The sequence below is a fragment of the Micromonospora sp. WMMD961 genome, from assembly GCF_029626145.1.
In the GTDB taxonomy this organism is placed as follows: Bacteria; Actinomycetota; Actinomycetes; order Mycobacteriales; family Micromonosporaceae; genus Micromonospora.
Genome location: NZ_JARUBJ010000002.1, coordinates 298,371 through 317,614, shown reverse-complemented (window position 1 = coordinate 317,614; position 19,244 = coordinate 298,371). Strand labels below are relative to the sequence as shown.

Here is a 19,244-nt window from a genome sequence, read left to right as displayed (position 1 = left end):
CGGCCCGCGGATCATGACAAGCGCCACGCAAAGTCCGACAGGTCTTTACCGCAGCGGCCTGGGGAGGGGCACTTCCCCCCTGATCGCCGTCTCGGCGAGGTCGACGCGCTCAGGGTGAAGCCGGCTTTCGTCCAACGGGTGGCCAGGCACACTGATGCCGCAGCCGCCTCCCGCATCCCGTTCCAGCCGAGTAAACGCATGCACCCCACGGGGGCGTTAGTCGGTACTGCCGACGCGGAACACGCTCTAGCATCGTCGGCATGCCAACGAGGCTCGTGCAGATCAACATGAAGGCTCGGGACGACTCCGCACTGGGCGGTTTCTGGGCGGAGGCGCTCGGCTGGGGAGTTTCCAGCGAGGAACCCGGCGTGACCAACCTCGAACCCGAGGGCTTCGTCTACCCCGACCCTGTCGCTGTCTGCCTCGACCTCGTCGTCTCCGCGGAACCCAAGACGGTGAAGAACCGGGTACACGTCGACCTCGCCACCACCTCGGCTTCCCATCAGGCGCAGCTGGTCGCGCGCCTGACGGATCTCGGCGCAACCCCTGCCGACGTCGGCCAGGGCGACGTTCCGTGGACGGTCCTGGCCGACCCGGAGGGCAACGAGTTCTGCGTGTTGGAACCCCGAGCGATCTACCGGGACACCGGACCGATCGCCGCAGTCGTGGTCGACTGCGCGGATCCGCGTGCCATGGCGCAGTTCTGGGGACAGGCCACCGACTGGACTCTGCACGACGTGACCGACCGCTATGCGGTGCTGCGCTCCGGCAAGGGCGTCGGACCATACCTGGAGTTCATCCGGACACCCGACGCGAAGACCGGATGGAACCGCGTCCACCTCGACGTCCGCCCCTACCCAGACGACGACCTGGAAGCCGAGGCGACCAGACTGAGCGCTCTCGGTGCCACCGTGATCGACCTGGGCCAGGCCGACATTCCGTGGAAGGTCCTCGCCGACCCGGAAGGCAACGAGTTCTGTCTCCTCACCCCCGCCTGACCAGAGGCTGCATTCGTACCGCGCTGAGACGCCGGGGGCGATAGGTCATCCCATCGACGGCTAGTATCTCCATGCTTTGATCTACAACCGGGGGAGCAATATCCACATGCGATGGAAGATCCCGGCCGGCGCCCTGATAGCGCTGGCCTTCCTGGTTCCGGCGACACCGGCAGCTGCTCAGCTCGAATCGCCTGGACTGAACGAGACGTGCCAAACGGTCGAGCGCGAGGTGTACGAGGACATCCGCAAGCTCGTCACCATTGATTTGGACGCCGCCACCGACCAGGAGATTCGGGTGTTGACCGCCCAGATCCTGGCTGCGGCAACCGGCGACTCGTTGCCCGTTCTACCAGATGCAATACAGGATCAGCTGAAGGGCACCCCGGACGAACTCCGGGCATTCCTCAAGACGGACGTGCAGAAAGTCTGGTCGGTGGCTCTGCGGGTCACCGTGGTCCGGACGTTGACGAGCGCTGGCCCCAACGTGGAAGCGGCCGCGCAGAAGGTGCTCGCCGATGCGGCCATCGACATCTACCTCGCCTATCTGAACGACGGCCTGTACACCGCACGGGCGCTTGACTGCGCGTCTCAGCCCACCCCGACGCCCAGCGCCACGCCCAGCGCCACGCCCAGCGCGACGCCAACCGATGTACCGACGTCTACTCCCTCCGCGAGCCTGGGCGCCTCCGGCGGCGACGGCGGTGGACTGCCTCTGACCGGTGCCAACACCGCGACCGTGGCCAGCGTTGGCGGTGCACTTCTGCTCCTCGGGGGCGTCGGCTATCTGGTCGGACGCCGACGCCGTTCCCGCTTCGTCGCATAGCTTGACTCGACGCGCCCGGCTCGATGCATCATCGAGCCGGGCGCTCTCTTACTCAGATCGGTCGACGGCGCACCGGATAGCGCAGGTGAAGCACCCGGTTGCCCTGAATCACCACGTCCGGATCCTCCAACAGGTGCTGTGCGTCGACCGACCCGAAGTAGCGCTTGCCGGACCCGAACACGACGGGCACGACATCCATGCGCACCTCGTCGACCAGGCCCGCGGCAAGCACCTGACCCCCGACGTCGCCAGCGGAGACCTCGACAATGCGGTCACCCGCAAGCTCCTGCGCCTTGGCCACGGCCGCCTCGACGCCGTCGACGAAGTGAAACGGCGCCTCAGGGTCCCAACCCTCGGGCTTCGGCCGGTGCGTCACGACGACCACGTGGTCGACCCCGCCCGGAGGCTTCCCGTCCCAGCCGTCCGTCATGTCGAAGACGTGGCGGCCGGCGACCGTCGCCCCGATCTGGTCCCAGTACGGCCGGGTGTAGTCGTAGGACGTCTGCGACACCTTCAACGCGCCGCTGTCGTCCAACGGCACGTCACCACCGAGCAACCAGTCGAACAGCGGTCCGGGCTGGTCATTCTCGTCCGCGACGAAGCCGTCCACCGACACCGAGCCGTACATGACTACCTTGCCCATCGGCGCTCCTCTACGTGGGGATGCCCTGAGATTAGAGTCTCGCGGGCTGTCGCTCAGGTAAGGGAGTCAAGCGGCCAGCCATCCACCAGGGACGCTCGCAGCTTCCTCATCGGCTCGACGGCATCGGCTCGCCGGACAGGACGCCGTGAACGAGAACGATCAAGAACATGACGCTGGCCGCAGCGAAGATCACGCCCATCGCCCGCTCCAGCAGAACAAACCGCGCCAGACGCTCGTCGTACTCGGCATCCGCAAGCCAGCGCCACGGCGGAACTCGCCGCAACACACTCGCGGTGGCCATCGACCGGCGAATGTGCCACTCGGTCACGCCTCGAAAGTTCGTCGCCAGGGCGACTCCAATAAGGCCAATGGTCACCATCATCGTGGCAGCGGCCACGAAACGCCATGTCTCCATCTGACCTCCCTCCTGCAGGCCACCGATCCTATGTGCTCTCGTCCTGCAAAAGATCATGACTGCTGTTGGCCGGCGGGCGCGGGTAAGGCCTGCTCCTGGGCTTCAGGGGCTGTCGCTCTGGCTCTCGGTTGACTGCCGGACGCCCGCCCGGCTGTCGAGATCACACACATCTTGTCCCCGCGGCGTCTCGGTAGGGTCGTCTGCGTGACTGACGCTGTCGTGATTCCCGGCGGTAGGTTCGGACCGGGTGCTCCCCTGCTGATGTATGCCGGCGACGCGGCGCATCGGCGGGGCGCAACGGTACATCGGCACTCGTGGTCCCGGGAGTTTCCGAAGTTTGACCAGCCGGAGATCGAGAGCTGGGTCGGCGGTGAGATCACTCCACTGGTCGACACCATCGGCGGTCGCCCACTGTTGATCGGTAAGTCGCTCGGCGCCAATGCGGCAGCGAAGACCACTTGGCTGTACGAAATGGCTGCACTCGGGACCGAGATCAACCGAGGAAAGTGCTGGTGGAGCCCAGGGGACTCGAACCCCTAACCCCTGCCTTGCAAAGGCAGTGCTCTGCCAGTTGAGCTAGGGCCCCGTGCGCGGGCGTCGAACCCTCGTCGCCCGGCCGGACGTCAGCGCAGGTCGGGCGCGGTGGTCGCCTCGTGCCACAGGGCACGCTCGTCGTTCGAGGCCTTGATCTTGTTGAACACGACGGCGGCCACGCCGACGACGCCAGCCAGAATCAGCAGCTTCTTGAACATGGGGCGACCCCTCGTGCTCGACTAACGTCGGACGAACCGTGCGGTGGGGCTAGATGGAATCGAACCATCGACCTCAGAGTTATCAGCTCTGCGCTCTAACCGACTGAGCTATAGCCCCGCGTTGCGACGAGCAAGATTAACCCATCCACTCAGCCAGCCCCAAATCGGGGTCCAGCCGGACGAGCCAGGCCGTCGACGCCTGCAAAACCTACCTGAGTACGGGACGCCGGAGCGACCGCTTTGCGCGGCGCGCCCCGGCGTCCCGGTCGCTCAGTCCCGCTCGGCGAGGGTCAGCTCGATGCCGCCGACCAGGTCGGCGCAGACGTTGTAGACGAACGCTCCCAGCGTGGCCAGCGCGGTGAACAACACCACGTTGACCAGGCCGATCAGCGCCGAGCTGAGGATCACGCCCTTGGCGGTGATCTGGAAGCCGCTGGTGCTCTGGCCACCGCCGGCGTTCACCAGATCACTCAGGCTCTCGTTGACGCTCTGGAACACGCCCATCGCGTCCAACGCCAGGTAGAGCACCGACGTGGCGACCACCACGACGATGAAGAGCACCACCGAGACGGCGAACGCGAACTTCATCACGGACCACGGGTCGATCCGCTTCAGATTCAGCCTGGCCCGGCGCGGTCCGCGGGAGGCGGCCGAGCTGACCGAGGTACGCGCAGCGCGTACCGCGTCACCGACGCGGGCGGCCCCGACGGCGGACGCGTTGCCGATGCCCGGCGGCAGACCACCGCCGCTGGCCGGGCGACCGGCAGCGGCGGTGCGGCCCCCCGTCTCGGGCTGTGGCTGGGTCATGCCCGGTGTGATCCGCGGTTGGGTGCCGGTCGCCCCGGTCGACGCCGCCGGACCGGGCCGCACGTTGATCGGCTGGGTGGTCGCCGGACGGGCCGAAGACGCCGTCGCCGAACCCGAGGGGGTGGCGGCGGTGGACGACGTCGGCGCGTCGGTGCCGGCGGCATCGGTCTTGTCGGCCGACCCAGCGTCCTCAGCTTGCGGCTCCGGCGGGGGTGTCATGCCCGGAGCCCTTGTGAACTTCGGGGCAGGCGCGTCGGCGGGGACCGTCGCCCGGCCCACGGCCGCGCGGCCGGTCGCTGGTGTGCCGCCCTTGGCGGCCTCCTCGTCGACCGGGTTGGCCGAGGTCCCCGTGTTCCCCGACTTCGCCTGTGTCTCCGTCATTCAACTAGTCCTGTTCGTCAGGCTCGTCGGCATTGCGAGCAATCGCCACGATAGTCACGCCGTCCGGGAGGTCCATCAGCTTGACCCCCATTGTGTTCCGGTCACGCGTACGGCGTACAGGCTTCACCGGAGTCCGAATGACACCACCGTTGCTGGTGATCGCGAACAGCTCGTCGTCCGGATCGATCACCACCGCGCCGACCAGACCACCGCGCCGTTCGGTGATCTTCGCAGTCAACACGCCCTTACCTCCCCGGCCCTGCACCGGGTATTCCTCGATCGGGGTGCGCTTCGCATATCCCCCGTTCGTGGCCACCAGAACGTCCAGACCATCCCGCACGACCTCCATGGCGAGCAGGACGTCGTCGTCCGTGAAGCGCATGCCGATCACGCCCGAGGTGGCCCGGCCCATCGGCCGCAACGCCTCGTCCGAGGCGTTGAACCGGATGGCCTGCGCCTTCTTCGAGACCAGCAGCAGGTCGTTCTCCGGCGCAACCAGCGCAGCACCGACCAGCTCGTCCTCATCGCGCAGGTTGATCGCGATGATGCCGCCGGAACGGTTGGAGTCGAACTCCTCGAGCCGCGTCTTCTTCACCAGGCCGTTCTTCGTGGCCAGTACCAGATAGGGGGCTACCTGGTAGTTCGGGATCTCAATGATCTGCGCTATCTGCTCGTCCGGTTGGAAGGCGAGCAGGTTGGCCACGTGTTGGCCCCTGGCTACCCTACTGGCCTCCGGCAACTCGTACGCCTTGGCCCGGTAGACACGACCCTTGTTCGTGAAGAACAGGATCCAGTCGTGGGTCGAGCAGACGAAGAAGTGGCTGACGATGTCGTCCTGCCGCAGCGTAGCGCCACTGACGCCCTTGCCGCCGCGCCGCTGCGAGCGGTAGAGATCGACCTTGGTCCGCTTGGCGTACCCGGTCCGGGTGATCGTGACGACGACGTCCTCGCGGGCGATGAGGTCCTCCATCGAGACCTCGCCGTCGAACGGGATGATCTGCGTCCGCCGGTCGTCGCCCCACTTGGCGACGATCTCGCCGAGCTCCTCCGAGACGATCTTCCGCTGCCGCTCCGGCTTCGCGAGGATGTCCTTGAGGTCGGCGATCTCCAGCTCGAGCTTGGCCAGGTCGTCCACGATCCGCTGCCGCTCCAACGCGGCGAGACGGCGCAGCTGCATGTCCAGGATCGCGGTCGCCTGGATCTCGTCGATGTCCAGCAGCCGGATCAGGCCCTGCCGGGCGTCGTCCACGGTCGGAGAACGCCGGATCAGCGCGATGACCTCGTCCAGCGCGTCCAGCGCCTTGCCCAGACCGCGCAGGATGTGCGCCCGCTCCTCGGCCTTGCGCAGCCGGAACGCGGTCCGCCGGCGGATCACGTCGATCTGGTGCTCGACGTAGTAGCGGATGAACTGCGCGAGGTTGAGCGTGCGCGGCACCCCGTCGACCAGGGCCAGCATGTTGGCGCCGAACGTCTCCTGAAGCTGGGTGTGCTTGTAGAGGTTGTTCAACACGACCTTCGCGACTGCGTCGCGCTTGAGCACCAACACGATCCGCATGCCGGTACGACCGGAGGACTCGTCGCGGATGTCGGCGATCCCGGCGAGCTTGCCCTCCTTGATCAGCTCGGCGATCCGCTCGGCGAGGTTGTCCGGGTTGACCTGGTAGGGCAGCTCGCTGACGACCAGGCAGGGGCGGCCCCGCTTGTCCTCCTCGACCTCCACCACGGCGCGCATCCGGATCGAGCCGCGACCCGTGCGGTACGCGTCCTGGATCGCGGTCTGGCCGACGATCAGACCGTGGGTCGGGAAGTCCGGGCCCTTGACGATGCCGAGGAGGGCTTCGAGGGTGGTCTCCTCGTCCTCCTCCGGGTGCTCCAGGCACCACTGCACCGCCGCGCCGATCTCCCGCAGGTTGTGTGGCGGGATCTTGGTGGCCATGCCGACCGCGATGCCCTCGGAGCCGTTCACCAGCAGGTTGGGGATCCGCGACGGCAGGATGGTGGGCTCCTTGGCCCGGCCGTCGTAGTTGTCCTGCAGGTCGACGGTGTCCTCGTCGATGTCCCGCAGCATCTCCATCGCCAGCGGGTCGAGCTTGCACTCGGTGTTGTGGCTGACGAACCCGTCCGAGACGAACGAGTGGTCGTCGGTGTCGACCCGGACGCTGTAGACCGGCTGGATGCCGGCATCGGTGATCTGCGCCACCTCGGCGTAGTAGAAGCGCCCGTCAACGAGTGGCTCGACCACGTCGAGCACCTCGGAGTTGGTGATCCGGGCGGCGATCTCGTCGCGGTCCCGTTCCCAGCGCTCCACCCGGTCCACGTTGTGCCGACGGAGCCAGTCCCGCTCGGTCCAGCGCGTCGCGCCGTGCTCACGGATGAAGTCGCCGACCAGCGGCACGTGGTCGCTGGAGAGCGCGGTGCTGCTAGCCGGCACCTGGGCCAGCTCGGCCTCCAGCTTGGCCTGCTTGCGGCCGAGGAAACCGACGTGCGCGGCGAAGATCCGGGCGTCGCGGCGGTTGGTGACCACGACCTTGATCTCGCCGCTGTCGTAGCGGGTCTGCCGGCTGATCACACCGAACTCCAGCAGCAACTGCTGGACCTCGGCCGCCAACCGCTCGCTGCGCGTCGAGTACGAGATCTGCATGGTGTTGCGCGGCAGTAGCGAGGAAGAGCCGTCGCCCTCGAACAGCGCCTGAAGGAACGCCCGCTTGATGGCGGCCGGCCCCTGCCAGACGAACTCGGGAACGAACTTCGCGGCGCTCCGTGCGCCCATCAGCTCACCGAGGAGGCTCGACCGGAGCGCGGTGAGGTCCTGCACGTCGAGTTCGTGCAGGGTGCTCCCGGAGGCGATGACCCGCTCGCTGATGTAACGCGGGCCGCCCACGGCCAGGTCGTAGGCCGCGAGGACGCGGACGAAGAACTCGCGGTCAATGTTGTTGAACCCGGCCCGGTTGGCGGACACCCAGCCCTCGCTGACGAAGGCACCGGCGAGGACGGCGGCCTCGACGTGCTCCAGCATCGGGTAGCCGATCTCGTCCGGCACGCTGCGCTGGAGGACCACCCGGTCGCCGGGGGAGATCTCGGCGAGCAGCTTCCACAGCAGGGTCGGCACGCCGGCGACGTCCACCAGGCACAGCACCGGGTGGTTGTGGGTGCCGGTCAGCTCGTACCCCTCGCGGGTGCGCAGCCGCAGCGTCGGGTGCTCGCCGGAGTGGAAGAACTTACTGGCGCGAACCAGGTCGCCGTTGCGGTCGCGGACCTTGAGGTCGATGTCGGTCTCGCTGGACGGCTCCGCGCCGGGCACGATGTCGCCGACCCGGACGCTGCCGCCTGCGGTACGAATACGGACATCTGCCGTAACGCAGTACCTCATGGCCGCAGCCGGATCATTACCGGGCGAGCCGAAGTTGCCGTTGCCGTCGACCAGCGGGTAGCGCAGCGACCAGGGCTGCGCCATCCGGACCAGCGCGTCGTAGATCGCCGAGTCGCCGTGCGGGTGGAACTGGCCCATCACGTCACCGACGACGCGGGAGCACTTCACGTAGCCGCGGTCCGGCCGGTAGCCGGAGTCGAACATGGCGTAGAGGATTTTGCGGTGGACCGGCTTGAGCCCGTCCCGGACGTCCGGCAGTGCGCGCCCGACGATGACGCTCATCGCGTAGTCGAGGTAGGAGCGCTGCATCTCCACCTCGAGCCCGACCGGTTCGATCCGGTCGTGCGCAACCACCGCGGCGATGGCCTCGGCGGGGTCGGGCACGTTCGGTGTGGACTCGGGAGAATCGGTCACTGTATACCCTTATCAGACTCAGTGTCGTTTTCGTGCTGTGGATAACCGCTGTGGATAGCGGCCATGCTGTGGATAACTCTGTGGACCGGTGGATCGGCCGGGCAGCACCCGGCCGATCCACCACAGTCCGTCAGATGTCCAGGAACCGCACGTCCTTGGCGTTGCGCTGGATGAACGACCGGCGCGCCTCGACGTCCTCACCCATCAGCACACTGAACAACTCGTCGGCCGTCGCCGCGTCGTCGAGAGTGACCTGACGCAATGTACGCGTCGCCGGGTTCATCGTGGTTTCCCACAGCTCGGGATAGTTCATCTCGCCGAGGCCCTTGAACCGCTGGATGTCGTCCGGCTTGGCGTTCGGCTTCTTCTGCTGGCGCAGCAGGATCAGACCGTCCCGCTCGCGGTCGGAGTACGCGTACTGGGCGTCGTCGCCCTTCTTGTTCCACTTGATCTTGTAGAGCGGCGGGGCGGCAAGGTAGACGTGGCCCAGCTCGACCAGCGGCCGCATGAAGCGGAACAGCAGGGTGAGCAGGAGCGTCTGGATGTGCTGGCCGTCGACGTCCGCGTCGGCCATCAGCACCACCTTGTGGTACCGCAGCTTCTCCATGTCGAAGTCGTCGTGGATGCCGGTGCCCAGCGCGGTGATCAGCGCCTGGACCTCGTTGTTCTTGAGGACCCGGTCGATCCGGGCCTTCTCCACGTTGAGGATCTTGCCGCGGATCGGCAGGATGGCCTGGGTCCGCGGGTCGCGGCCCTGCTTGGCCGAGCCACCGGCCGAGTCACCCTCGACGATGAACACCTCGGACTCGCGAGGGTCGGTGGACTGGCAGTCGGCCAGCTTGCCCGGCATCGAGCCGGACTCCAGCAGCGACTTACGCCGGGCCAGCTTGCGTGCCTGCTGCGCGGCGATCCGGGCCCGAGCGGCCTGGGAGGCCTTCGTGATGATCATCTTGGCCTCGGCCGGGTTGCGGTCGAACCAGTCGACCAGCCACTCGTTGCAGACCCGCTGAACGAAGCTCTTCACCGGGGTGTTGCCGAGCTTGGTCTTCGTCTGGCCCTCGAACTGCGGGTTGGCCAACTTGACCGAGATGATCGCCGCGAGCCCTTCGCGGATGTCCTCGCCGGAGAGCTTCTCGTCGCCCTTGAGCAGCTTCTTGTCGGTGCCGTACCGGTTGACCACGCTGGTCAGCGCGGACCGGAAGCCCTCCTCGTGGGTGCCGCCCTCGTGGGTGTTGATCGTGTTGGCGAAGGTGTAGACCGATTCGCCGTACGACTCGTTCCACTGCATGGCGATCTCGACGGACATGCCCTCTTCCTCGGCCCCGAACTCGACCACCGTCTTGTGGATCGGGTTCTTCGAGGCGTTGAGGTGCCGGACGAAGTCGGAGATGCCGCCCTCGTAGAAGAAGGTCACCTCACGCTGCCGGCCGTCCTCCTCCTCGGCCACCCGCTCGTCGAGCAGGTGGATGCGCAGTGCGCGGTTGAGGAAGGCCATCTCCTGCAGTCGCCGGTAGATGGTCTGGAAGTCGAAGTCGACGGTCTCGAACACGTCGGGGTCGGGCCAGAAGGAGACCGCCGAGCCGCTGCGGTCGGTGGTCTCACCCTTCTCCAGCGGGCCGGGCTTGGAGTTGGTGTACTGCTGCCGCCAGACGAAGCCAGACTTGTGGATCTCCACGGCCATCCGGGTGGAGAGGGCGTTCACCACCGACACGCCGACGCCGTGCAGACCGCCGGAGACCGCGTACGCCTTGCCGTCGAACTTGCCGCCCGCGTGCAGCACGGTCAGCGCGACCTCGACACCCGGCTTCTTGAGCTTCGGGTGGAGGTCGACCGGGAAACCACGGCCGTTGTCGGTGACCCGGACGCCACCGTCGGCCAGCAGCACCACGTCGATGGTGTCGCAGTATCCGGCGAGCGCCTCGTCGACCGCGTTGTCGACGACCTCCCAGACGAGGTGGTGCAGACCGCGCTCGCCGGTGGACCCGATGTACATACCGGGCCGCTTGCGGACCGCCTCCAGCCCTTCGAGAACGGTGATCGACTCTGCGCCGTACTCCTGCTTTTCCTGCGCTGCCACCCTCGGCCACTTTCTCGCGTCAGCCGCGCCGGTAGGGCGCGTCGGGCGCGGGTTCGGCGGACAGGACGCGACGTCGGCGCGCGGACCGGTGCCGGAGACCTCCGGACCACGGGTCGAACGCGCCGGTCGCCGCGGTTGCCCGCGGATCGCGATCGGCTCGACCCGACGTGGAGAATGAACCTGGGGCCACCGGCCCCCGTCCCCCCGCACCGGGTCTTCGTCTCGCTGTCAATCCTACTGTGCGCGGAGGACAGAACCACCACTCGGCACCCTCGGAGAGGCGGCTGAGAAGTCCATAGCCGGCAGAACCCCGTCGCCCGCGACTCCCCCCACACGCCAGGCTCGGATCGCACGCGCCGCCGCCGAACGGGTTGACCCGCGCCCGGGCGGGTCGGGGGTCGCGGCCGCGGCGTCCGTGCCGTACGTTTGCGGCGCCCAGGAACCAGCCTTGATCTTTGAGGGCTGGAACCGGGACGATCGACCCGATCGACCCGACACGTGCTCTTTAAGAGGTGACAGATGGGGCTGGACAACGTCGCGGTGCACTGGCCGCGGACCGGCCGCTTCTACGATCCGGTCGCGCCGGCCGAGTTCGTCGACTTCGGCGAGATCGTCGACCTGCCGCGAATCTCCGCGCCGACGGCTGCCCTGGCCGAGCTGATCGCGAAGACCGGCACCATCCGGGCTACCGCGTACACCGAGTTGGTGGATCTCCTCCTCGGCCTCGAAGGTGTGTTGTACGCCACAGACGCCGCCGCCGAGGACGAGGACCCGGTGATCGACCCGGACGGCTGCTCCTGGATCGCCAGCGGGATCGAGCGGTTCGTGGCGGGGCACCGCGCGCACGGCGAGGCGGTCACCTTCGAGTCGGTGAGCACGGTGCTGCGTGCCCTGCTCGGCGACGGCAGGCTGGCCGAGCAGCAGTTGCGATGGTTGGAGAGCCGGCTCGACGCGCTGCGCGACGAGCGCGGCGACCCGCCGCAGTGGAGCTTCACCTGCGCCGAGCTGGGCGTGCTGGCGGCGTTCTACCGGCGCTGCGCGGAACGCGGCTTCGCCGTCTACGCCGACGCCTGACCCGCGCCGGTCTCCTGCGCGGCCGGCCCGTCGCCGCTCGGTCGGCTGGCCGCGGCGATCAGCTGGGTGAGCACCGCGTGCAGGTGTTGCAGGTCCTCGACCGGCAGCCCGAGGCGCTGCACGATCGCCGCCGGGATCAGCTCGGCCTGGCTTCGGAGTGCGGCACCGCTGGCGGTCAGGGTGACGGCGAGGCTGCGCTCGTCGCTGGGGTCGCGTTCCCGCCGTAGGTATCCGGCCGCTTCGAGCCGCTTGAGCAGGGGTGACAGCGTGCCCGGATCGAGCTGCAACAGGCGGCTGAGGTCGCGACCGGACAACGGTGCGTGCTGCCACAGCGCCAACATGACCAGGTACTGCGGATGGGTCAGCCCCATCGGTTCCAGCAGCGGCCGGTAGACCGCCACCACGCTGCGCGCGGCTACCGAGAGGGCGAAGCAGACCTGCTGCTCCAGCGCCAGCGGGTCGACGCCCTGCGGTCTCTCGCTCATCGGTTGCTCTCCCCAGGCACGATGGCTACCCTACCAATCATTGGTACACCAATCATTGGCACACCAATCGGTGTTCGTGACGGCACGACGCGGGGAAAGGGCGGGCAGATGAGCGAGGACGGTGCGGTCGGCAGAGCTCCGGGCGAGGGAGGTCGGCTCCTGAGCTGGGCCTTCCGGCACTTCGCCGGCCCGGCCGAGGGCGTCCAGGGCGCGGTGCAGGGCGGCTCGGCCGAGGCCCGCGAGGCGTGGAAGCGGGACCTGGCCGAGCGCAAGCGCTACACCCGGGAGCAACGCGAACTCAAGCGGGCCGCCCGCGAGACGGACCGACGAAGCTGAGGTCCGTCAGCCGTACGTGTCGCGTGGGCCCCGCCCGCGTACCCGGCGCGGCCCCTTCGACCACGACGGTGCGGCCGGGCCGTGGATGTGCAGCTTGCGCACCACGTTGTGGCCGACCTCGCTGGCGATCTGCTTGAGCAGCGAGCCGGCGAGCAGCCGAAGCTGGGTGGCCCAGGCCGTCGATCGCGCCTCCACGGTCAGCTCACCGTTCTCCAGCTTGACCGGACGGCTGTTCTGGGCGACCTCCGCGCCGACGACCCGCTCCCAAGCGCCGAACACGGTGGCCTCGGCCGCCGGCTGCTGCCAGCCACGCGCCTTCACCAACCGGTTCAGCACGGCACCGAGCGGCTGCGGATCGCGGGGGTCGGGGCCCGGGCCGGAGTAGCCCCGCAACCGCCGCCCCGAGCCGCCGGCAGCGTCGGCTCCCGCGCCGCCAGGGGTACGCCGGGCGCGAGCCGCCGCCTGCCGCTTGGACAACGCCGCGTCGAGCACCGCCCGGGCCAGTTCCGGCCCGCTGACGGCCGCCGCCTCGCCGGCGGTCGATTCCGCCCCAGGGGTACGCGCGCCCGCGGCGTCGCCTCCGCCCGCTTCTGGGCGGTTGGTGCGTGACTCATTCGACACGGCGTACCGTCCCTTCGCCGACCCGGTAGCGGGTGCCGCGCAGAGCGGCCGGCACGTCGTCGTCCACCGCGCACGTGACCAGCAGCTGACTCGCCCCGCCGACCAGCTCCGCCAGCCGCTCCCGGCGGCCGGTGTCCAGCTCGGCGAAGACGTCGTCGAGCACCAGCACCGGCTCGATGCCGTCCGCCCGCAGCAGGTCGTAGCCGGCCAGCCGCAGCGCGAGCGCGAACGACCAGGACTCACCGTGGCTGGCGTACCCCTTGGCGGGCAGTGGCCCGAGGGTCAGCGCCAGCTCGTCGCGGTGCGGTCCGACCAGTGTGGTGCCCCGTTCGATCTCGGCGGAGCGGGACGCGGCCAGGGACGCGGCCAGGGCCTCCGCCAACGCGGCCCGGTCGGTGGTCGGCTCGGCCAGGTCGATCGACGGCCGGTAGGCGATGCTGGCGGCACCCCGGCCGGCGGCCACCGCGTCGTACGCCTTCGCCACGTGCGGGGTGAGCGCGGCGACCAGCTCCAACCGGCCGGCGAGCAACTCCGCACCGTGCTGGGCCAGGTGGGTGTCCCAGACCGCGAGGGTGCCCAGGTCGCCGCCACGCGACCCACCGGTCTTGCGAGCCAGGTACGCGGTGCGCAGCAGGGCGTTGCGCTGCTTGACCACCCGCTCGTAGTCGGCCCGCACACCCGCGAACCGGGGTTGGCGGTTGACCAGCAGGTCGTCCAGGTAGCGGCGGCGCTCGGCCGGGTCACCCCGGACCAGCTCAAGGTCTTCCGGGGCGAACAGCACGAGTCGCAGGGCACCGAGGACGTCCCGCGCCCGCCGCGCCGGTGAACGGCCCAGCCGGGCACGATTGGCCTTGCCGGGCACGATCTCCAACTCGACCAGGAGCTCCCGCCCGTCGTGCGCCACCGAGCAGCGGATCACCGCCGACGCGGCACCCATCCGGACCAGCGGTGCGTCGGTGGCGACCCGGTGCGAGTCCAGGGTCGCCACGTAGCCCAGCGCCTCGACGAGATTCGTCTTGCCGACGCCGTTGGCGCCGATCAGGACGTTCGCCCCCGGTTGGAGGTCGACGGCCACCCGCTCGTACGAGCGGAAGTCGACCAGTTCCAACCGTTGGACGTACACCGGGTGTCGATGCCGCTCAGCGCTTGTGGACGGCGTGGCCGCCGAACTGCTGACGCAGCGCGGAGACGGCCTTCATGGCGGGCGAGTCGTCCTGTCGCGAGGCGAACCGGGCGAACAGCGAAGCGGTGATCACGTGCAACGGGACGGCCAGCCGGACCGCCTCGTCGACGGTCCACCGGCCCTCGCCGGTGTCCTCGGTGTAGCCGCTCAGGTCGGCCAGCTCCGGGTCCTCGTCGAGCGCCCGGTCCAGCAGGTCGAGCAGCCAGGAGCGGACCACCGTGCCCTCCCGCCAGGACTTAATGACGCCCGGCACGTTGGTCACCAGCTCGGAGGCCGCCATCAGCTCGTAGCCCTCGGCGTAGGCGTGCATCAGGCCGTACTCGATGCCGTTGTGCACCATCTTCGAGTAGTGCCCGGCACCGACCGGTCCGGCGTGCACGAAGCCGAACTCACCCTCCGGCTTGAGAGCGTCGAAGATCGGCATCAGGCGGTCGACGTGCTCCTGGGCCCCACCCACCATCAGCCCGTAGCCGTTCTGCCGGCCCCAGACGCCGCCGGAGACGCCGACGTCGAGGTAGCCGATGCCCCGCTCGTTGAGCCGCTCGGCCCGGGGTGCGTCGTCGCTGAACCGCGAGTTGCCGCCGTCGATGATGATGTCGCCCTCGCCGAGCACCGCGGCCAGCTCGTCGATGGTCGCGTCGGTGACACCGGCGGGCACCATGACCCAGACCGCGCGCGGCGACTCAAGCTTCTCTGCCAGGCCCGCGATGGATGCGACGTCGCTGATCTGCGCGTTGTGGTCGAAACCGACGACTTCGTGACCAGCAGCACGCAACCGCTCCCGCATGTTGCCGCCCATACGGCCGAGTCCTACAAGGCCGAGCTGCATGTGTGTGTACCTCCGTGGATCTGGTGTTGCTTGGCGCGATCAGCGAGAGACGCGGATCGGCATGATGAGGTACCGGTACCCCGGAATGACCTCGCCATCCTCGCCGGCGGGGGAGATCACCGCGGGCTTGAAGGCGTCGACGAACGAGAGGATGGCGGTCTGGGAGCCCAGGTTGGCCAGGCCGTCGATGAGGTACTGCGGGTTGAACCCGATGGTCAGCGCGTCGCCGGTGAAGGTGGCCTCCATCGCCTCGCTGGCGCGTGCCTCCTCGGAACCGCCGGCCTCGACCACCAGGCCGTCGGCGCTGAAACTGAGCAACACCGGTGTGGTCCGCTCGGCAACCAGCGCGACCCGCTTGACCACCTCGATCAGGGTGCTGACCGGAACCCTGGCCTCGGCGTTGTGGGTGGCCGGGAAGAGCGAGCGAACGGGCGGGTAGTTGGCGCCGTCGAGCAGGCGGCTGGTGGTGCGTCGGGTGCCACCGGCCAGGCCGACCATGCCCTCGCCTGCGGCACCCTGGGCCAGGGCGAGCGTGACCTCGCCACCCAGCGGGCCGAGAGCCTTGGCGGTGTCGTTCAGGGTGCGGGCCGGCACCAGGGCGTTGATGCTCACGTCGGGGTCGTCCGGGCGCCACTGGATCTCGCGCAGGGCCAACCGGTAGCGGTCGGTGGCGAGCATCGACAGCGTGCTGCCGGAGAGCTCGACGCGAACGCCGGTCATCATCGGAAGGGTCTCGTCCCGGCCGGCCGCGATGGCCACCTGGGAGACCGCTGTGGCGAACGCGGCAGCGTCCACCGTGCCGGCGCTCTGCGGCATCTCGGGCAGTGCTGGGTAATCCTCCACCGGCATGGTGGGGAGGGTGAACCGGGCGCTGCCGCAGACCAGCTCGAGGTGGGCGCCGACCGCGGCGATGTCGACCGGCTTGGCCGGCAACGCCTTGGTGATCTCGGCGAGCAGGCGGCCGGAGACGAGGGCGGCGCCGTCGGCGTCCCCCTGCACCTCGACGGTCACCTGGCTGGAGACCTCGTAGTCGAAGCCGGAAACCCGCAGGTTGCCGTCCGTGACCCGGAGCATCACCCCGGCGAGCACCGGTACGGACGGCCGGTTGGGCAGGCTCTTCGCGGTCCACGCCACGGCCTCGGCGAGCGCGTCGCGCTCCACTCGGAACTTCATCAATGCCTCCGCGTCGACGTCAGCGACAACTCTCTCATGCCGACCGCTGCCTACCGTCCCGCCCGACCGTGCGGGTACCCATCGCACCTTAGGGCGCGGGGGTATCGGCTGTGCGCCCGACCCCATGGATCGTGTCGGTGCTGACCGGCTGATCCGGCAGCGTTCGGCCCGATCCACAGAAAGCCCAACGGTGATGATTGGTTTTTGTTCTCTTAGAAGAGATAACTCATCGTCTTCATCGCACCTGTGCAAACTGTGGAAAAGCCAGGTCTGCGCAGCTCAGAGCGGATATCCACCGGTGATTTAGCTGTGGAGAACCGGGGGGACAACTCGCTCGCGTGTCCACAGCCCGGTCTTGGCGCCCGGTTGTCCACCGTCGTCCACCGGTTGTCCACCGGTAATCCACCGACTTTCTCCCCAAGTCTGTGGACGACGATGAAGATCACCATTGCGGTTGTCCCCAGAACCTTCAACAGCTCGTACACAGGTCGACGGTCGTCGGTGGAAAACGTGGCGGTTGTCCCCAAGCGTCCACAGCCTCGTACACAGGGTTTCTCCACAGCCTGTGGGTAACCGGCGGTGGACGGATCGTAGTTATCCACCGGCGGTGGACAACGAGCTGTGGACAACGAGTGGGAGCCGAGGCGGTCACGGCCTCGATCCTGTGGCCTACACCATGTCGAGAGTCCAGTCGGGACCGGAAAAAGTACGCCCGGCCGGATCTCCGGCCGGGCGTGTCCCGGGCTGTACGCCGTCACGACGGCTGGCGTACGCCTCAACTGTTCTGCTTGATCCGGTTGGTCAGCTCGGCGATCTGGTTGTAGAGAGAGCGGCGCTCCGCCATCTGCTGCCGGATCTTCCGGTCGGCGTGCATCACAGTGGTGTGGTCGCGACCGCCGAAGGCCTGCCCGATCCGGGGCAGCGACAGCTCGGTCAACTCGCGGCACAGGTACATGGCCACCTGCCGCGCGTTGACGAGCACGCGGGACCTGGACTGGCCCCGGAGGTCCTCCAGGCTCACCCCGAAGTAGTCGGCCGTCGAGGCCATGATCTGGTCGGCGTTGATCTCCGGCCCGGCGCCGTCGGGCATGAAGTCCCGGAGCACCTCCTCGGCCAGGGACAGCTCGACGGTCGACCGGGTCAGGCTGGCGAACGCCGTCACCCGGATCAGCGCCCCCTCCAGTTCCCGGATCGAGTTCGACACCCGGGAGGCGATGAACTCCAACACGTCCGGCGGGGCGTACATCCGCTCCTGTGCCGCCTTCTTCTGCAGGATCGCGATCCGGGTCTCCAGGTCCGGCGGCTGGATGTCGGCCAGCAACCCCCACTCGAACCGGGTTCGCATCCGGTCCTCCAGGGTGGCGAGCTGGCGCGGTGACCGGTCGGAGGTGATCACGATCTGCTTGTTGGCGTTGTGCAGGGTGTTGAAGGTGTGGAAGAACTCCTCCTGGGTGCGCTCGCGGTTCTCCAGGAACTGGATGTCGTCGATCAGCAGGATGTCGACGTCGCGGTAGCGCCGCTGGAACGCGCTGGTCTTGTCGTCCCGGAGCGAGTTGATGAAGTCGTTGGTGAATTCCTCGGTCGAGACGTACCGGACCGAGCGGGCGTTGCCGAGGGTCGTCGCGTAGTGCCCGATGGCGTGCAGCAGGTGCGTCTTGCCCAGACCGGAGTGCCCGTAGATGAAGAGCGGGTTGTACGCCTTCGCCGGCGACTCCGCCACCGCCACGCTCGCCGCGTGCGCGAAGCGGTTGGACGAGCCGATGACGAACGTCTCGAACATGTACTTCGGGTTGAGCCGGTTGCCGCCGGTGTCGGCACCCGGCAGTCGGCGGTCGTCGCGACCACCCGTGCGGTGGTCCACGCCGCTGCGGCCCGGGCCGCTGTCCGTGCCGCTGTCCCGGGGGAGCGCGCGGATCACGTGCTGGTCGCGTGGCGACGCCGACTCTTCCCGGTAGTGGGGCTCGTAGGGGCGGGTGTCCGGGCCCGGCGGGTCCAGCCGGGCGGCCTGCTCGTCGTAGCCGCGCCGGTCCTGGCCGGGCCGGGCGGCACGCATCGGCTCCGCGAAGGCGGTGCTGAACAACGCCTCCTGACCGTCCCTGCTGGCGGGGATCAGCCCTGGGCGGTGCGCGTCGACGGCCGGCGCGTGCGGTGGACCCGCGGGCGCGGGTGGCGCGGACGGTTCGGGCGTGTGCCCCGGGTGGGACTGCTCGGGGATCATCGGGTCTGCGGACGACCGAGCGCCCTGGTCGTCGTCGAAGGGTTCGGCGGCCGGACCCTCGGCGTCGAACGGGCCGGTGTCCGGAACACTGCGATAGACAGTGCCGGCCGGTCGGCCGGTGGCGTCCTCGGCGACCCGGACGGTGACCGCGACCTGGATCGGCCGACCCAGCCGGCGGGTGAGCGCCTCGGTGATCGCCGGGCGGAGCCGCGACTCGATCACGTCACGGGTGAACGCGTCCGGGACGGAGAGCAGGGCGGTGTCCTCGACGATCGCCCGCAGCCGGGTCAGTCGGAGATAGGCACGCTGCTGGGCTGAGATGATCTCGTCGGCGAGCTCGTCGGTCGCCGCTAACCACACTGCGGCAAGGTCGGTCGTACCGGCCACCGTCGTGCCACCCCCTCGCCTCTGCTCCCGGCCGCCGCTGTCTGCCAGCCGGCCGTCCCGGGCCCGCCGCGTTCGCGGGTGGAACAACACCCACCTGACGGTCGACCGGTGGTCATCCACAAGTTATCCACAGCCTGTGTACCGACCGATTGTGGCCGCCGCCGGACGCGGGTGGGACCTGCCCCTGCCTGAACGGGCGCTGAAGCGGGTTCACCGTGCCGAACGATTCACTACCTTGTCCGGTCTTGCCTGTGCGAC

Annotated in this window: 17 protein-coding genes and 2 tRNA genes; 5 read left to right on the top strand and 14 right to left on the bottom strand. The window is 68.7% G+C overall.

The genetic code is table 11. The features are described 5' to 3' along the window. The first annotated feature begins 260 nt into the window (after positions 1 to 260). Both O7614_RS01590 and O7614_RS01585 read left to right on the top strand, forming a co-directional pair. The gene (locus O7614_RS01590; RefSeq protein ID WP_278136723.1) at positions 261 to 998 is read left to right on the top strand and encodes a VOC family protein; all 738 of its coding nucleotides are present in this window, start codon (positions 261 to 263) and stop codon (positions 996 to 998) included. A gap of 106 nt (positions 999 to 1,104) precedes the next feature. Further along, complete coding sequence (locus tag O7614_RS01585; protein ID WP_278142110.1) at positions 1,105 to 1,821, top strand: LPXTG cell wall anchor domain-containing protein; 717 nt, start codon at positions 1,105 to 1,107, stop codon at positions 1,819 to 1,821. Between the two features lie 52 nt (positions 1,822 to 1,873). Here the strand turns inward: O7614_RS01585 and O7614_RS01580 are convergent, their stop codons facing one another. Then, positions 1,874 to 2,464: a dihydrofolate reductase family protein gene (locus tag O7614_RS01580; RefSeq protein ID WP_278136722.1), complete on the bottom strand. Its 591-nt coding sequence runs from the start codon at positions 2,462 to 2,464 to the stop codon at positions 1,874 to 1,876. Positions 2,465 to 2,570: 106 nt separating this feature from the next. Next, a complete protein-coding gene (locus O7614_RS01575) occupies positions 2,571 to 2,879 on the bottom strand; it encodes a hypothetical protein (RefSeq protein WP_278136721.1) in 309 nt (102 codons plus the stop codon). A gap of 204 nt (positions 2,880 to 3,083) precedes the next feature. On the opposite strand from O7614_RS01575, the gene O7614_RS01570 reads away from it, so the two are divergent. Then, positions 3,084 to 3,419, top strand: coding sequence for a hypothetical protein (locus O7614_RS01570; protein ID WP_278136720.1), 336 nt, complete (start codon positions 3,084 to 3,086; stop codon positions 3,417 to 3,419). Here O7614_RS01570 and O7614_RS01565 read toward each other — a convergent pair. The 6 genes from O7614_RS01565 to gyrB all read right to left on the bottom strand — a co-directional run bounded on the left by O7614_RS01565 (position 3,390) and on the right by gyrB (position 10,680). After that, a tRNA-Ala gene (locus tag O7614_RS01565) sits at positions 3,390 to 3,465 on the bottom strand. The genes O7614_RS01570 and O7614_RS01565 overlap by 30 nt on opposite strands. 37 nt (positions 3,466 to 3,502) lie before the next feature. Next, on the bottom strand, positions 3,503 to 3,631 hold the full coding sequence (locus O7614_RS01560; protein WP_209444550.1) for a DLW-39 family protein: 129 nt from the start codon (positions 3,629 to 3,631) through the stop codon (positions 3,503 to 3,505). Positions 3,632 to 3,675: 44 nt separating this feature from the next. Beyond that, positions 3,676 to 3,749, bottom strand: a tRNA-Ile gene (locus tag O7614_RS01555). Between the two features lie 152 nt (positions 3,750 to 3,901). Beyond that, on the bottom strand, positions 3,902 to 4,819 hold the full coding sequence (locus O7614_RS01550; protein WP_278136719.1) for a DUF3566 domain-containing protein: 918 nt from the start codon (positions 4,817 to 4,819) through the stop codon (positions 3,902 to 3,904). A gap of 4 nt (positions 4,820 to 4,823) precedes the next feature. Beyond that, the gene (gyrA, locus tag O7614_RS01545; RefSeq protein WP_278136718.1) at positions 4,824 to 8,603 is read right to left on the bottom strand and encodes an intein-containing DNA gyrase subunit A; all 3,780 of its coding nucleotides are present in this window, start codon (positions 8,601 to 8,603) and stop codon (positions 4,824 to 4,826) included. Between the two features lie 130 nt (positions 8,604 to 8,733). Then, complete coding sequence (gene gyrB / locus O7614_RS01540) at positions 8,734 to 10,680, bottom strand: DNA topoisomerase (ATP-hydrolyzing) subunit B (RefSeq protein ID WP_278136717.1); 1,947 nt, start codon at positions 10,678 to 10,680, stop codon at positions 8,734 to 8,736. Between the two features lie 519 nt (positions 10,681 to 11,199). Here gyrB and O7614_RS01535 point away from each other — a divergent pair. Continuing rightward, the gene (locus O7614_RS01535) at positions 11,200 to 11,754 is read left to right on the top strand and encodes a hypothetical protein (RefSeq protein ID WP_278136716.1); all 555 of its coding nucleotides are present in this window, start codon (positions 11,200 to 11,202) and stop codon (positions 11,752 to 11,754) included. On the opposite strand, the gene O7614_RS01530 is transcribed toward O7614_RS01535, so the two are convergent. Further along, complete coding sequence (locus O7614_RS01530; protein ID WP_278136715.1) at positions 11,739 to 12,239, bottom strand: MarR family transcriptional regulator; 501 nt, start codon at positions 12,237 to 12,239, stop codon at positions 11,739 to 11,741. The two genes, O7614_RS01535 and O7614_RS01530, sit on opposite strands and share 16 nt — an antisense overlap. 108 nt (positions 12,240 to 12,347) lie before the next feature. Here O7614_RS01530 and O7614_RS01525 point away from each other — a divergent pair, with 108 nt between their 5' ends. Further along, positions 12,348 to 12,575: a hypothetical protein gene (locus tag O7614_RS01525; protein ID WP_278136714.1), complete on the top strand. Its 228-nt coding sequence runs from the start codon at positions 12,348 to 12,350 to the stop codon at positions 12,573 to 12,575. 6 nt (positions 12,576 to 12,581) lie between these two features. Here the strand turns inward: O7614_RS01525 and O7614_RS01520 are convergent, their stop codons facing one another. The 5 genes from O7614_RS01520 to dnaA all read right to left on the bottom strand — a co-directional run bounded on the left by O7614_RS01520 (position 12,582) and on the right by dnaA (position 18,986). Next, positions 12,582 to 13,196, bottom strand: coding sequence for a DciA family protein (locus O7614_RS01520; RefSeq protein WP_278136713.1), 615 nt, complete (start codon positions 13,194 to 13,196; stop codon positions 12,582 to 12,584). After that, positions 13,186 to 14,319, bottom strand: a complete 1,134-nt coding sequence (gene recF / locus O7614_RS01515; protein WP_278136712.1) for a DNA replication/repair protein RecF — start codon at positions 14,317 to 14,319, stop codon at positions 13,186 to 13,188. Before recF ends, O7614_RS01520 begins: the two co-directional genes overlap by 11 nt. Before the next feature lie 16 nt (positions 14,320 to 14,335). Beyond that, a complete protein-coding gene (gene gnd / locus O7614_RS01510; protein WP_278136711.1) occupies positions 14,336 to 15,208 on the bottom strand; it encodes a phosphogluconate dehydrogenase (NAD(+)-dependent, decarboxylating) in 873 nt (290 codons plus the stop codon). A gap of 39 nt (positions 15,209 to 15,247) precedes the next feature. Continuing rightward, positions 15,248 to 16,381: a DNA polymerase III subunit beta gene (dnaN, locus tag O7614_RS01505; protein ID WP_278136710.1), complete on the bottom strand. Its 1,134-nt coding sequence runs from the start codon at positions 16,379 to 16,381 to the stop codon at positions 15,248 to 15,250. A gap of 775 nt (positions 16,382 to 17,156) precedes the next feature. Further along, positions 17,157 to 18,986 (bottom strand): chromosomal replication initiator protein DnaA, encoded by a 1,830-nt coding sequence (dnaA, locus tag O7614_RS01500; protein WP_278136709.1) that lies wholly within the window; start codon positions 18,984 to 18,986, stop codon positions 17,157 to 17,159. Positions 18,987 to 19,244 lie beyond the last annotated feature (258 nt).

Excerpts from the sequence above, each read along its gene's own strand:
- O7614_RS01590 (WP_278136723.1), top strand. The coding sequence starts at position 261 with ATGCCAACGAGGCTCGTGCAGATCAACATGAAGGCTCGGGACGACTCC.
- O7614_RS01585 (WP_278142110.1), top strand. The coding sequence starts at position 1,105 with ATGCGATGGAAGATCCCGGCCGGCGCCCTGATAGCGCTGGCCTTCCTG.
- O7614_RS01580 (WP_278136722.1), bottom strand. The coding sequence starts at position 2,464 with ATGGGCAAGGTAGTCATGTACGGCTCGGTGTCGGTGGACGGCTTCGTC.
- O7614_RS01575 (WP_278136721.1), bottom strand. The coding sequence starts at position 2,879 with ATGGAGACATGGCGTTTCGTGGCCGCTGCCACGATGATGGTGACCATT.
- O7614_RS01560 (WP_209444550.1), bottom strand. The coding sequence starts at position 3,631 with ATGTTCAAGAAGCTGCTGATTCTGGCTGGCGTCGTCGGCGTGGCCGCC.
- O7614_RS01550 (WP_278136719.1), bottom strand. The coding sequence starts at position 4,819 with ATGACGGAGACACAGGCGAAGTCGGGGAACACGGGGACCTCGGCCAAC.
- O7614_RS01535 (WP_278136716.1), top strand. The coding sequence starts at position 11,200 with ATGGGGCTGGACAACGTCGCGGTGCACTGGCCGCGGACCGGCCGCTTC.
- O7614_RS01530 (WP_278136715.1), bottom strand. The coding sequence starts at position 12,239 with ATGAGCGAGAGACCGCAGGGCGTCGACCCGCTGGCGCTGGAGCAGCAG.
- O7614_RS01525 (WP_278136714.1), top strand. The coding sequence starts at position 12,348 with ATGAGCGAGGACGGTGCGGTCGGCAGAGCTCCGGGCGAGGGAGGTCGG.
- gnd (WP_278136711.1), bottom strand. The coding sequence starts at position 15,208 with ATGCAGCTCGGCCTTGTAGGACTCGGCCGTATGGGCGGCAACATGCGG.
- dnaN (WP_278136710.1), bottom strand. The coding sequence starts at position 16,381 with ATGAAGTTCCGAGTGGAGCGCGACGCGCTCGCCGAGGCCGTGGCGTGG.